Annotated in this window: 12 protein-coding genes; 7 read left to right on the top strand and 5 right to left on the bottom strand. The window is 60.2% G+C overall.

From position 1 onward, the window contains the following. Window positions 1–16: 16 nt before the first annotated feature. On the bottom strand, window positions 17–715 hold the full coding sequence (locus tag ACOTZC_RS17950; protein WP_213750965.1) for a GNAT family N-acetyltransferase: 699 nt from the start codon (window positions 713–715) through the stop codon (window positions 17–19). A gap of 201 nt (window positions 716–916) precedes the next feature. Between ACOTZC_RS17950 and ACOTZC_RS17955 the strand changes: the two genes are divergently transcribed. The 5 genes from ACOTZC_RS17955 to ACOTZC_RS17975 all read left to right on the top strand — a co-directional run bounded on the left by ACOTZC_RS17955 (window position 917) and on the right by ACOTZC_RS17975 (window position 6,025). Beyond that, window positions 917–2,485, top strand: a complete 1,569-nt coding sequence (locus ACOTZC_RS17955) for an ABC transporter substrate-binding protein (protein WP_045356507.1) — start codon at window positions 917–919, stop codon at window positions 2,483–2,485. A 173-nt stretch (window positions 2,486–2,658) separates the two neighbouring features. Further along, complete coding sequence (locus ACOTZC_RS17960) at window positions 2,659–3,672, top strand: ABC transporter permease (RefSeq protein ID WP_023310687.1); 1,014 nt, start codon at window positions 2,659–2,661, stop codon at window positions 3,670–3,672. After that, complete coding sequence (locus ACOTZC_RS17965) at window positions 3,672–4,505, top strand: ABC transporter permease (protein ID WP_335264344.1); 834 nt, start codon at window positions 3,672–3,674, stop codon at window positions 4,503–4,505. The genes ACOTZC_RS17960 and ACOTZC_RS17965 overlap by 1 nt, the downstream gene beginning before the upstream one ends. Then, window positions 4,498–5,334, top strand: coding sequence for an ABC transporter ATP-binding protein (locus ACOTZC_RS17970; RefSeq protein ID WP_239632073.1), 837 nt, complete (start codon window positions 4,498–4,500; stop codon window positions 5,332–5,334). The genes ACOTZC_RS17965 and ACOTZC_RS17970 overlap by 8 nt, the downstream gene beginning before the upstream one ends. Continuing rightward, window positions 5,321–6,025 carry an ABC transporter ATP-binding protein gene (locus ACOTZC_RS17975; protein ID WP_239632072.1) on the top strand — a complete coding sequence of 235 codons (705 nt, stop codon included), beginning with the start codon at window positions 5,321–5,323 and terminating at the stop codon, window positions 6,023–6,025. The genes ACOTZC_RS17970 and ACOTZC_RS17975 overlap by 14 nt, the downstream gene beginning before the upstream one ends. Before the next feature lie 110 nt (window positions 6,026–6,135). On the opposite strand, the gene ACOTZC_RS17980 is transcribed toward ACOTZC_RS17975, so the two are convergent. The 4 genes from ACOTZC_RS17980 to budA form a co-directional block, all read right to left on the bottom strand. Next, the gene (locus ACOTZC_RS17980; RefSeq protein ID WP_348581223.1) at window positions 6,136–6,609 is read right to left on the bottom strand and encodes a cold shock domain-containing protein; all 474 of its coding nucleotides are present in this window, start codon (window positions 6,607–6,609) and stop codon (window positions 6,136–6,138) included. Window positions 6,610–6,740: 131 nt separating this feature from the next. Then, a complete protein-coding gene (locus ACOTZC_RS17985; RefSeq protein WP_045402003.1) occupies window positions 6,741–7,511 on the bottom strand; it encodes a (S)-acetoin forming diacetyl reductase in 771 nt (256 codons plus the stop codon). 20 nt (window positions 7,512–7,531) lie between these two features. Further along, window positions 7,532–9,211, bottom strand: a complete 1,680-nt coding sequence (gene alsS / locus ACOTZC_RS17990; protein ID WP_421635904.1) for an acetolactate synthase AlsS — start codon at window positions 9,209–9,211, stop codon at window positions 7,532–7,534. 13 nt (window positions 9,212–9,224) lie between these two features. Next, entirely contained in the window at window positions 9,225–10,004 is a 780-nt protein-coding gene (gene budA, locus ACOTZC_RS17995) for an acetolactate decarboxylase (protein WP_028015981.1), read from the bottom strand. 105 nt (window positions 10,005–10,109) lie between these two features. Here budA and ACOTZC_RS18000 point away from each other — a divergent pair, with 105 nt between their 5' ends. Together ACOTZC_RS18000 and ACOTZC_RS18005 are read left to right on the top strand one after the other, a co-directional pair. Next, window positions 10,110–10,991, top strand: a complete 882-nt coding sequence (locus ACOTZC_RS18000; RefSeq protein ID WP_163353541.1) for a LysR family transcriptional regulator — start codon at window positions 10,110–10,112, stop codon at window positions 10,989–10,991. 375 nt (window positions 10,992–11,366) lie between these two features. Next, window positions 11,367–11,822, top strand: a complete 456-nt coding sequence (locus tag ACOTZC_RS18005; protein WP_133293950.1) for a hypothetical protein — start codon at window positions 11,367–11,369, stop codon at window positions 11,820–11,822. The last annotated feature ends 685 nt before the right edge of the window (window positions 11,823–12,507 follow it).

Consider the following 12,507-nt stretch of genomic DNA (forward strand, 5'->3'; position numbering starts at 1 on the left):
ACCCTACATTAAACACTTATAACCGAAACGCCTCAAGCCGCTTAATCTGCCGCCCTTCCCCGTCAAAATTCTCCGCCGCCAGCCAGGCGCGCAGCTCGGCGTCTCTTTGCGGCCACTCGCCGTCAATAATAGAAAGCATATCGCTGTCGCGGTTGCGCCCTTTGCGCACCAGCTTCTGGCGCAGGCGTCCTTCCCAGACAAACCCCAGCCGCTCCGCCGCATTGCGTGACGCAATGTTCATGGAATCGCACTTCCACTCGACGCGCCGGTAGCCGTGCTCAAACGCATTTTTCAGCAGCAGCCACACCGTTTCGGTGCCCATCCGGGTTCCTTTCATCCTGCGCGACCAGGTCACGTGACCAATTTCCACCGACCCCAGCAGCCGCTCGTTAGCCATATAGCTCACCAGCCCCACCGCGCGTTCGGTGCGTAAATCAATAACGGCAAACGGCACCAGCTCATCGTCCATAACCTTTCCCACGATCCAGTGGGCGGTGGCTTCCACGCTCGCTGGCTGCGTGCTGGCAAGCCACGTCCAGTCGCTGTCGTCACCCAGCGCGTAGGCCTCATAGAGATCGGCCGCGTGGCGATCGGCATCCAGCGGCTCCAGGCGGCAATACTGGCCGAACAGCGGCGTGCGGGTTAATACGCGCGCGCCTCTCCAGTCCGGAACGATATCGTTAACGGTTTGACCATGTTGATTGATTTCGGGCACGGCGGTGACTCCCTGAAAGGTAAGGAGTTTGTTATAGCAGGTTAAAAAGCGGGCGAAAAGCAGCGTATTTTAATAGCCCGAGCGCATGCGATATTCCCGCAAGATATAAGCAAAGCTGAATTTCGACTTTGCGGAATGTCAGAGTCGACCTAACGTAGCGGAGCATAAAACAATCACAATATATTCTTCTCAGGGATCGCTATGACGAAAAAACTGTTGCCGTTACTGGTGCTGGCTGCGCTCTCAGGCGTTGTCCACGCCGCTACTCCGCCCAACACGCTGGTTGTTGCCCAGGGGCTGGATGACATCGTGAGCCTCGACCCGGCCGAAGCCAACGAGCTTTCCAGCATCCAGACCGTGCCGAGTCTGTATCAGCGTCTGGTACAGCCGGACCGCGATAACCCGGAAAAAATCACCCCGATTCTGGCAGAAAGCTGGGAAGCGGACGCGGCAGCAAAAACGCTGACGATCAAACTTAAGCCCGATGCCAGATTCGCCTCCGGCAACCCGCTGCGCCCGGAAGACGTGATTTTCTCTTACACCCGCGCCGTGACGCTGAACAAATCCCCGGCCTTTATTCTGAACGTGCTGGGCTGGGACGCGAGCAACATCGCCAGCCAGCTGAAAAAGGTGGACGACCATACCCTCCAGCTTCACTGGACGGCGGACGTTAGCCCGTCGGTGGCGCTGAATATTCTCTCCACGCCGATTGCCTCCATCGTCGATGAAAAGCAGGTTGCGGCAAACGTGAAGGATAACGACTTCGGCAACGCCTGGCTGAAAATGCACTCCGCGGGCAGCGGCGCGTTCAAAATGCGCGTCTATCAGCCGCATCAGGCCATCGTGCTGGAAGCTAACGAATCGGCACCCGGCGGCGCGCCGAAGCTCAAAAGCATCATCATTAAAAACGTCCCCGATCCGGCCTCACGCCGCCTGCTGATCCAGCAGGGTGATGCGGACGTGGCGCGCGATCTCGGAGCAGATCAGATAAGCGCCCTGGACGGCAAGCCGGGCGTTAAGGTGCTGAGCATTCCGTCCGCCGAGCAAAATTACCTGGTGTTTAACACCGGCAACAGCGCCAACCCGCTGCTGAACAACCCGGCGTTCTGGGAAGCCTCGCGCTGGCTGGTCGATTATGAAGGCATCACCAAAAATCTGCTGAAAGGCCAGTACTTTGTTCATCAGAGCTTCCTGCCGGTCGGCCTGCCGGGCGCGCTGGAAGACAACCCGTTTAAGTTTGACCCGGCAAAAGCGAAAGCCATTCTCGCCAAAGCGGGTATTAAAGACGCGCACTTCACGCTGGACGTGGAGAACAAGCCGCCGTTTATCACCATCGCCCAGTCGATGCAGGCGAGCTTTGCTCAGGGTGGCGTGAAGGTCGATCTGCTGCCTGCCGCCGGGAGCCAGGTCTATGCCCGCGTGCGCGCAAAGCAGCATCAGGCGGCGATTCGTCTGTGGATCCCGGACTACTTCGACGCGCACTCTAACGCCAGCGCCTTCGCGTGGAACGACGGTAAATCCAGCACCGTGGCCGGGCTGAACGGCTGGAAAATCCCGGAGCTGAACAAAGCCACGCTGGCGGCGGTAGCCGAGCCGGATCCGGCGAAGCGTCTGGATCTGTACAAGAAGATGCAGGAGCAGCTGCAGCAGAATTCGCCGTACGTGTTCGTCGATCAGGGTAAAACCCAGATCGTGGTGCGCGATAACGTGAAGGGGTATCAGCAGGGGCTGAACGCGGATATGGTCTGGTACGACCGCGTCACGAAGTAGCCCTTCTCCTTCTCCCGTGGGATAGGGTTGGGGTGAGGGCAACATCGCGCAACAGAGCCGCCTGTTTCCCCTCACCCCGCCCTCTCCCAAGGGAGAGGGGGCCGTCCGTGCTTATTTTCAGTTTTTGTAGGCCGGGTAAGGCGAAGCCGCCACCCGGCATGAAGAGATTTCCCATGCCACATCTTTCCACCCGCGTGCTTCAGGGTCTGCTGACCCTGCTGCTCACGCTCTTCGGGCTACTGCTCGTCACGTTTGCGCTCTCGGCATTTTCGCCTGTCGATCGCGTGCTGCAGATCGTCGGCGATCACGCCAGCCAGTCAACCTACGATCAGGTTCGCCACCAGCTTGGGCTGGATCGTCCCCTGCCCGTGCAGTTCTGGCACTACCTGCAAAACCTTGCCCACGGTGATTTAGGCACCGCCAGCGCCACCGGGCAGCCGGTGCTGCAGGACCTGCTGCACGCCTTCCCCGCCACGCTGGAGCTGGCGACGCTGGCGTTAATCATCGGCGCCGTGCTCGGCGTGATTGCCGGAGTGCTGTGCGCCCGCTACGCCGGTTCGCCGCTCGATCTCGCCATCAGAACGCTAACCCTGCTCGGCAACTCGGTACCGATTTTCTGGCTCGGCCTGCTGATGCTGGCCCTGTTCTACGCGAAGCTGCAGTGGAGCGCGGGTCCCGGCAGGCTGGACGATATCTGGCAGTTCACCGTCGAGCCGCGCACCGGCTTTGCGCTGGTGGATACCTGGCTTTCCGGCGATCGCGAGGCGTTCCGCAACGCCCTCAGCCACCTGGTGCTGCCGGTGCTGCTGCTGGCCTATTACTCGCTGGCGAGCATCACGCGCCTGACGCGATCCGCCTGCCTGAGCGAAATGAACAAAGAGTACATCCTGCTTGCCCGCGCCAAGGGCGCCGGGGAGATGACCATTCTGCTGCGCCACGTGCTGCCGAACATTCGCGGTACCCTGCTGACGGTAATCGCCCTCGCCTACACCAGCATGCTGGAAGGCGCGGTATTAACCGAAACCGTCTTCTCCTGGCCGGGGATCGGGCGCTACCTCACCACCGCCCTGTTCGCCGGAGACACCACCGCCGTCATGGGCGGCACGCTGCTGATTGGCGTCTGCTTTGTACTCATTAATAACCTTACCGACCTGCTCGTGCGGGCGACAGATCCCAGGGTGCGCTGATGCCGTTTTATCTTTTCTTACGCCGCCTGCGCCGCTCCCCTGCTGCGTTTTGCGGGCTGGCTACCATCACGCTGCTGGTGGTTATCGCCCTGTTCGCGCCGTGGCTGGCACCGCTTGACCCGAACTGGCAGGACGCCGCCGCGCGCCTGCAGGCACCGAACGGCCAGCACTGGCTGGGCACCGACAGCTACGGGCGCGACCTGCTTTCGCGCCTGATTTACGGTACCCGCCCGGCGCTCGGGCTGGTGGCGTTAGTTACCCTAATCACCCTGCCCGCCGGGCTGCTGGTGGGGATTTTGTCCGGCTACTACGGCGGCTGGCTGGAGCGCATCCTGATGCGTTTTACCGACGTGGTAATGTCGATGCCGCGTCTGATCCTCGCCTTCGCGTTTGTGGCGATGCTTGGCCCGGGGCTGGTCAACGGCGCGCTGGCGCTGGCCTTAACCACCTGGCCCGCCTACGCGCGGCAGGCGCGGAGCGAGATCCAGCGTCTGCGCCACAGCGACTACCTCGCCGCCGCCGAGATGATGGGCATTCGCGGCCCGCGCCTGCTGGTCGGCCATATTCTGCCCCTGTGCCTGCCGTCCGCGATTGTGCGGCTGGCGCTGGATCTTGCGGGGATTATTCTGGCGGCCGCCGGGCTGGGCTTCCTCGGTCTTGGCGCGCGTCCGCCGATGGCTGAATGGGGCGCGATGATTGCCGACGGCATGCAGGTCATTTTCGACCAGTGGTGGATAGCCGCCATTCCGGGCGGGGCGATTCTGTTTGCCAGCCTGGCCTTTAACCTGCTGGGCGACGGCCTGCGCGACGTACTGGAGCCGCAGCATGACTGAACAACGCGTCATCGTCGATGCGCTGAATATCGACTACCCCGCCGCGCGCGTGGTCAACAACCTGAGCTTTACGCTTGGCAACGAGCGGCTGGCGCTGGTGGGGGAATCCGGCTCCGGCAAGTCCATGTCCGCCCGCGCGCTGATGGGTCTGGTGCGTAAGCCCGGCATCGTGATCGCGAACCGGCTTAACGTGCTCGGCAACGACCTGCTGACCCTGAGCACCCGCCGCTGGCAGGCGCTGCGCGGCAACGGGATTGCGATGGTCCTGCAGGACCCGCGCTACGCGCTGAATCCGGCGCAAAACGTCGCCGCTCAGCTCGATGAAGCGCTGACCCTACACCAGCGCCTGCCCCGCGCCGAGCGCAGGGCGCGCATTCACGACGTCATCCGCGCCGTTGGGCTCAACGAACATGTCCTCACGCGCTACCCCGGCGAACTCTCCGGGGGCATGGGCCAGCGGGTGATGATCGCGATTGCGCTGATCAACAACCCGCAGGTGCTGATTGCCGACGAACCCACCTCCGCGCTGGACGCCCGCCTGCGCAATCAGATCCTCGAGCTGCTGGTGCAGCAGAGCGAAGAACGCCAGATGGCGATGCTGCTCATCAGCCACGATCTGCCGCTGGTGGCGGAGCACTGCGACCGCGTGCTGGTAATGTATCAGGGCGAAAAGGTCGATGAGATGGCGGCGAACCGGCTTCCGCAGGCGACGCACCCGTATACGCGCACCCTGTGGACCTGCCGTCCGAACGCCAGCACCTTCGGCCAGATGCTGCCGACGCTGGACCGCTCGCAGCCGTGGAAGGAGGCCGATAATGGCGCTCGTTGAGGTTAACGATCTCCAGGTGAGATTCGGGGAGAAAACGGCGGTGTCCGCCGTCAGCTTTGGCATCGAGAAAGGTGAAACCTTCAGCCTGATCGGCGAATCCGGCTGCGGGAAATCGACTATTCTGCGCGTGCTGGCGGGATTGCAGCGCGAGTGGAACGGCCGCATTTCGATCCAGGGAGAGGCGCTACGGCCAGGACGGCGTTTTGAAGGCGAGCTTCGCCGCAACGTGCAGATGGTATTTCAGGATCCGTGGGCGTCGCTACACCCAAACCACACCGTTGCGCGCACCCTGTCGGAGCCGTTAAACATCCACGGCGAAACGCAGATTGCCGAAAAGGTGGCGGATGCGCTGCAGCAGGTCGGGCTTTCCGCCGACGCGGGTAAACGTTACCCCCACCAGCTTTCCGGCGGCCAGCGCCAGCGCGTGGCGATTGCCCGCGCGCTGCTGCTGCGCCCGCAGCTTCTGCTGCTGGACGAGCCGACTTCGGCGCTGGATATGTCCGTGCAGGCGGAAATTTTGAACCTGCTCAACCGCCTGAAGGCCGAGCACGGCATGACCTACCTGCTGGTGAGCCACGATGCGGACGTGATTGCGCATATGTCCGACCGGGCGGCGTTTATGGCGCACGGGGAGATCCAGAGGGTGTTTGACCGCGAGGCGATGTTACGGGGTGAGCACAGGATGGGGTAAGTGCGCGCGGCGGTGCCCGGTGGCGCTGCGCTTACCGGGCCTACGTTTCGTGCCGCGTTGATGGTTTTTCGTAGGCCGGGTAAGGCGTCGCCGCCACCCGGCAAAAAAAATCACTTCAGCAGCTTCACCGTGGCATCAATGTCGATCTCATCTTCGGTGAAGATCAGCGTCGTGTTCTGGAAGGTGGTGATCGCCAGCTTCTTCACCGTGCGCATTTCGCCCGGCTTTTTCTCGGATTTCGGCTTGATGCTGTTCATCAGCAGCCCCACCGACAGCACCGCGTTCTCTTTGTCGATTTTGGCATCAACCGGCTCTTCTTCGCTGAACACCACGAAGGATTTGATCGAGGTGAGCTTTACGCGCTCGCCCGCAATATAGAGGTGCTTACTTTCAGGGATCACCTTCACCGCATATGCGGAGAGGCCTTTATTGTTGGTGGTTGGCTCGAAGGTCACCGCGGCATCTTTCTTAATCAGATCGGGGTTCGCGACCTTAATCACATGAAAATAGCGGTTGTCGCCGTTTTCATCTTTGATAAATCCAAAGCCTTTATCTTTAAACCACGTTGTGATTGTACCGTTCATCGCTGTTACCGCCTGTCAGATCGTAATGACTAAAGTTTTGCAGCGCGCAGTGTAATGCACAATGAGGGAGGAGACAAAAAAAAGCCCCTGCACGGGGGCAGGGGAAAACTCATGTCAGAGCTTATTAGAATTTAGTTGAACACCATCCCACCATCGATGAGCAGAGACTGGCCTGTCATGTAGTCAGAGTCCGGTCCTGCCAGGTATGAGACGCAGGCGGCGACATCTTCCGGTTCGGACAGGCGGCCAAGCGTAATGCGTTTGGCAAAAGTCTCGGTTCCGTAGCCGAGCGGTTTACCCGCCGCCTCGGAGACCTGACGGTCGATCTCCGCCCACATCGGCGTTTTCACGATGCCCGGGCAGTAGGCGTTAACGGTGATCCCCAGCGGAGCAAGATCCCGCGCGGCGGTCTGGGTTAGGCCACGCACCGCGAATTTACTGGAACTGTAGACGGCCAGCTCCGGGTTACCGGTGTGGCCCGCCTGGGAGCAGGCGTTAATGATCTTGCCGCCGTGCCCCTCTTTGCGGAAGGCGTCAATCGCGGCCTGGATCCCCCAGATCACCCCTTTCACGTTGATGTTGTAAACCTTGTCGACAATCTCCGGCGTGATGGATTCGATGGGGGTAGACGGCGCAATCCCGGCGTTATTCACGATCACGTTAAAGCCGCCCAGCGCGGTGCGCGCTTTCTCCACCGCCGCAAATACCTGTTCGCGGTCAGAGACATCGACCTTCACGGCGACGGCGTTACCGCCGTTACGGATGATTTCATCGGCGACGGCTCTTGCCGTCTCAACGTTATAGTCGGCGATGGCGACGGCAAAGCCATCCTTCACCAGGCGAAGCGCAATCGCTTTACCAATCCCCTGGCCTGAGCCTGTTACGAGAGCAACTTTTTGCATTTCTCTGTCCTTATGTTGAGTCACAAAATCTGGCTGAGATGGAGCTGGCCCATCAGCAGCGGGTTATCGCTGTAGTCGACGGGAATGGCCACCACGGCCGGGCCATCCACATCCATCGCCGCACGCAGCGTGGGTTCGAGCGCGTCGGCGCTCTCCACGGCAAAGCCTTTCGCACCGAAGGCGTCGGCATAGACTTTGAAATCGACCGGGCCGAACTCGACGCCGGAAAGACGCTGGTATTTTTTCTCTTCCTGAATGGCAACCATGTTGTAGCCGTTATCCACCCAGATGATGTGCAGCACGTTAGCGTTGAGGCGCACCGCGGTTTCCAGCTCCATGCTTGACTGCAGGAAGCCGCCGTCGCCGGAGACTGAAACCACCTTGCGGCCCGGGTTCACCAGCCACGCGCCAATCGCCCACGGCAGAGCAACGCCCATGGTCTGCTGACCGTTGGAGATCATCACCTGACGCGCCCGGAAGCTATAGAGGTAGCGGGCGATCCAGATGTGGAAGCTGCCCATATCCACGGTGAGCGTCACGTCGTTATTCACGATGTCCTGCATGGCGCGGACGATGCGCAGCGGATGCAGGGCAAACTGGTTGAGCGAGGCGCCGCGGCGGTCGAGCAGATCGCGCTGATGCTGGCGGTCGACCAGAATTTCGGAGGCCCGCTGGCTTAGCTCAAGCTTATGGTCGATACGGTTCGCGAGCTGATTCAGCGTTTCGGCGATGTCACCCACCAGCTCCAGATCCGGCACGTAGTTACGTTCTTCATAGGCCGGCAGCACGTCGATGTGCACCAGCGTGGCGTCGCCGCTGTTCCACATGGACGGCTCGTACTCCACCGGGCTGTAGCCGATACAGATAATCAGATCCGCCAGATGGAGCAGCCGGTCGCCCGCCTGGTTATTGAACAGACCGACGCGTCCGGCGAAGCGGGTGAAGTGCTCCTGGTTCACCGCCCCGGCGGCCTGATAGGTGCTGGTGACCGGAATACGGCTTTTCTCCAGCAGCTTGCGCAGCGCCGCGCTGTTGGCGGGCTGGCTCGCCATCAGCCCCAGCAGGATGACCGGGTTTTTGGCCTTTTCGATAAGCTTCGCCACATCATTGATAGCGGATTCCGGCGCCGGGCCCATCAGCGCGGGACCGCTGGCAGGCAAAATTACTCCCGTGGCGGGCTGGTCGACGATATCCTGCGGCAGGCTGACGAACGCGCCCCCCGGTCTGCCGTGCTCGGCGGCGCGAAACGCGTTGGAAACCACCTCGGCAATCGCGTCCGGCGCACTCACCTCCACGGCGTATTTGGTGACCGGGCTGAACATGGCGACGGTGTCCATGCTCTGATGCACCAGCTTGGCTTTATCCGCCCGCTTCACCGCCCCGCCCAGCGCCACCACCGGGTCGCCTTCGCTGTTGGCGGTAGCAATGCCGGTGATCAGGTTCGAGCAGCCCGGCCCGGAAGTGACCAGCGCCACCCCGGCCTTGCCGGTCAACCGCCCTACCGCCGCCGCCATAAACGCCGCGTTCGCCTCGTGACGCACCGGGATGATCTCGATGGAGGAGTCCAGCAGAGAGTCAAAGACCTTGTCGATTTTCGCCCCCGGGATCCCGAACACCTGCTTCACGCCCTGCGCTTCCAGCTGGCCGACAACCATATCGGCGCCGTGCGCCCACTGACGTGACTGTTTCTCACTGTTCACGGTAGTTCTCCTGTTAGTTTTCGACGGCACGGATAGCCGCATCCAGATTGCTGGGGTGAAGGTTGGCCTGTAAAAAGGCGCTGTCGGCGGGCAGGTCAATCATCAGCTTGTGAATTTCACCGAAGGTGAGCACGCCGCTCTCCAGCTGGTAGTCAAGCAGATGGCCCCCGCCCTGACGGTCGTCGGTAATGAAGTGTTCGTGGTAGCCCGCCACGTTGATCCCCTGCATATGCTGCGGCGTGCGGAACCCGACCAGCACCCCTTCGCGCTGGTTAAAGCGGAACACCGGCTGGTCGTCCAGCACGTCGGTCATCGCACGGTACGGCGGCTTCTGGCGCGGTACGGTGCGGGTGTGGGCATGGCGGAAGTTGCCGTCAATGCGCAGCGCGCAGAACAGGTTATCGGAGGGGATCTGCTGGTCGATGACGTCGTGGATCTGCTGACGGCTGACCGGCGCGTCGAAGGTTTTACGGTACTGCGGCTGGAACCAGGTCATCACCGCGAACGGCGTTTTCTGCTCCGGCTTCGCCGCCCGGGCGCTGCCGTCGGCGCGCAGCTGGTACACCTGGCTGCTGAAGGCAATCATTTCGCCGTCCAGCTCGTTAAAGGTGCCCAGACCAAAATCACCGTGTGCCAGCAGATCGGCGATGGTGGTCTCTCCTTCATACACGCCGCTTAACAGGGCGCTCATTAGCGATGTCTGATAGATCACACTGTCAGGATGCTGGGCGGAGAACCCGCGCAGGGTCTCGCACAAGCTGGCTTCACAGTCGCAGGCAGATGAATGCACCATCATGCTCGTCCTCTTCAACTTTATTTAGAAAGGTTAAATAAATGTTGACCCGATTCAGCAGAGAGTTCCAATATAGAAACCATGCTGGTTTGAGACGTTTTAGATATGGAACTTCGTTATCTGCGGTATTTTGTCGCGGTAGCACGCGAGCGACACTTCACCAGGGCGGCCGAAGCGCTGGGTATTTCACAGCCTCCTCTGAGTCAGCAGATCAAACGGCTCGAAGAGGAAGTGGGCACGCCGTTGTTCAGGCGCCTGACGCGGGGCGTGGAGCTGACCGAGGCGGGAGAAGCCTTCTACGAGGACGCCTGCAAGATCCTGGCGCTGAGCGACGCCGCGCTGGAGAAAGCCCGCGGCATCGCGCGCGGGCTGAACGGCAATCTGTCGATTGGCATCACCAGCTCCGACGCTTTTCATCCCAAAATTTTCGCGCTGATTCGCCAGTTTCAGGTGCAGAACATGGCGGTGCAGGTTCACCAGGTGGAAGCCAATATGTCGTCGCTGACGACGATGCTGGCGGAGGGTGAACTGGATATCGCCTTCGTGCGCCTGCCGTGCGAGAGCAGCAAGGCGTTCGAGTTAACCATCCTCGACCGAGAGCCGATGGTGGTGGCGCTGCATCGCGACCATCCGCTGGCTGGAAGCGGCGATCTGGCGCTGGATCAACTCCGGGATACGCCGGTGGTGCTCTTCCCGCAGGAGGTCGCGCCCGGTCTGTACGACCGGGTTCACGGCTGCTGCGAACGGGCCGGGATCGACGTGCAGCACGCGCTGCAGTCGTCACAGCTTTCGTCCTCCCTGAGCATGGTTTCCGCCGGCGGCGGGTTTGCGCTGGTGCCGAAATCCATGGCGGCCATTTCTCCGCCGAATGTCACCTACCACGCGCTGAGCTCGCCGGAGCTTTACACCGATATCGCGCTCTGCTGGCGGCGCTTTGAACGCTCGCGGACGGTGAAGCGGTTTCTGGCGATGATGAGCGAGGGGTAGCGCCGGTTTGGTTGGTGTTTTTTGTAGGCCGGGTAAGGCGTAGCCGCCACCCGGCAATGCCCTTCTGGAAGCCGCCTCGCAAAGCTGCAAGCAACCTGATGTAATTCAGGGGCATCCCTTTTCATCCCTTCTTCACGGTCGTAAAGTGCCTGCGTTGCGGCACATCCGTAACCGGGCGTAGGAACCCGTTTAATATGACTCGGCAATTATTTTTGTCGCGACAGCGCTCATCCCGTTAAAATACGGTCGCGCTGGCGGAGCAACCGAAAGGTTGGCCGTTTTGTCATGTGCGGCATTCCTACCTCCGTCAGCGCTACCACCCATGAGCGTAGGAACTTATGTGGTGGTCTGGATTTTTTTGAAAAGGAATACTACATGACAACTATCCATACCCTGACTTACGCACTTTCTGAGGAAAGCGCTGTTTATCACCTTATCCACCTGCAACTTCCCGATTCTGCGGATCTCTTCGAGTTGGCTGACGCCTGCACTGCGTATGTGAGCGTGCTGGTGGAAACTGACGATGCGGTGACGTTTGCCACACTCTGTGAGCGATTGCTGGCTGCGCTTAATCGGCTGCGGGAATGCTGCGATGACGAACTGCCTTCGTATCTGGTTGAACAGTTGATCGCAGGGGAAAAGATTACCTCCTGCGTGCCGGACTGCTGGCAGGAAACGGTGTTGCAGGTGGATTATGCCGTAGCGTTAACGCTGGCGCTGATGGGCGGGACACTTCCTGCGAGCGTGGCGAAAGAACTCGTCGGGCTACTCCATGATATGGTTTGGTTGTTAGCGGAGTTTGTGAAGGAGCCGTATATAACGGCACATTGAGGCGGGTGATGGTAGGTCGGGGATCTGCTTGGTAAGAAGCAGATCCCCGGTCTTACGCAAAATTTAATGTTGTTTTTAAATGTCTGGTAAGAGCGAGGAGCGGACGTTCAAAACGGCGATAAAAAATTGTGACGAGAAAAATAGGGCAGGATCGTCTACCGGAGCGTGGTCACTCCATTACCAACTGACGGTTGTATCTAATACTGGGGGCTGGTCACATCAGCGATCTGACCGAACAGACAATGTCAGAGGATTACGTTTGTACACCAACCGATATTGAGATCTTCCCGCTGACCAGCGCTAGGTCGCAGACCACCAGGTGTAACTGCGCCAACGTCCGCGTCAGCATATTCATGGAAGGCTGCATTTCAGAGGCGGACTGTAGCCAGCAAAGGGTTTAACTGGGATGCAGGCGACAGCGGCTGAAATGCGTACAAAAGGGGCTAAAGGTCACTCTGCTCTACTGCGCGCCGGATGATCTGGTCTCGATGAGCAGCAGGGCGTTCCTATTTTCAGCTAGGAGATCACAGATTCTGATCGCCACATCGCGTACGGTCTGGTCATGATGGCTGGCATGAAGGGGATCTATTGGAGATCCGCAATAAACAGCAGGGTGCTATTGACGGCATCCGTCAATGTGGTCTCATTTTCTTTGAGAACGTGCTCAGCTCTGTCTTTCACTTGA

Source organism: Enterobacter cloacae complex sp. SHL009 (assembly GCF_049237205.1).
GTDB classification, from domain to species: Bacteria; Pseudomonadota; Gammaproteobacteria; order Enterobacterales; family Enterobacteriaceae; genus Enterobacter; species Enterobacter cloacae_M.

What these genes read in the sequence shown, in the direction of transcription:
- ACOTZC_RS17955 (WP_045356507.1), top strand. Translation starts at nt 917, where the DNA reads ATGACGAAAAAACTGTTGCCGTTACTGGTGCTGGCTGCGCTCTCAGGC.
- ACOTZC_RS17970 (WP_239632073.1), top strand. Translation starts at nt 4,498, where the DNA reads ATGACTGAACAACGCGTCATCGTCGATGCGCTGAATATCGACTACCCC.
- ACOTZC_RS17975 (WP_239632072.1), top strand. Translation starts at nt 5,321, where the DNA reads ATGGCGCTCGTTGAGGTTAACGATCTCCAGGTGAGATTCGGGGAGAAA.
- budA (WP_028015981.1), bottom strand. Translation starts at nt 10,004, where the DNA reads ATGGTGCATTCATCTGCCTGCGACTGTGAAGCCAGCTTGTGCGAGACC.
- ACOTZC_RS18005 (WP_133293950.1), top strand. Translation starts at nt 11,367, where the DNA reads ATGACAACTATCCATACCCTGACTTACGCACTTTCTGAGGAAAGCGCT.
- ACOTZC_RS17985 (WP_045402003.1), bottom strand. Translation starts at nt 7,511, where the DNA reads ATGCAAAAAGTTGCTCTCGTAACAGGCTCAGGCCAGGGGATTGGTAAA.
- ACOTZC_RS17960 (WP_023310687.1), top strand. Translation starts at nt 2,659, where the DNA reads ATGCCACATCTTTCCACCCGCGTGCTTCAGGGTCTGCTGACCCTGCTG.
- ACOTZC_RS18000 (WP_163353541.1), top strand. Translation starts at nt 10,110, where the DNA reads ATGGAACTTCGTTATCTGCGGTATTTTGTCGCGGTAGCACGCGAGCGA.
- ACOTZC_RS17965 (WP_335264344.1), top strand. Translation starts at nt 3,672, where the DNA reads ATGCCGTTTTATCTTTTCTTACGCCGCCTGCGCCGCTCCCCTGCTGCG.
- ACOTZC_RS17980 (WP_348581223.1), bottom strand. Translation starts at nt 6,609, where the DNA reads ATGAACGGTACAATCACAACGTGGTTTAAAGATAAAGGCTTTGGATTT.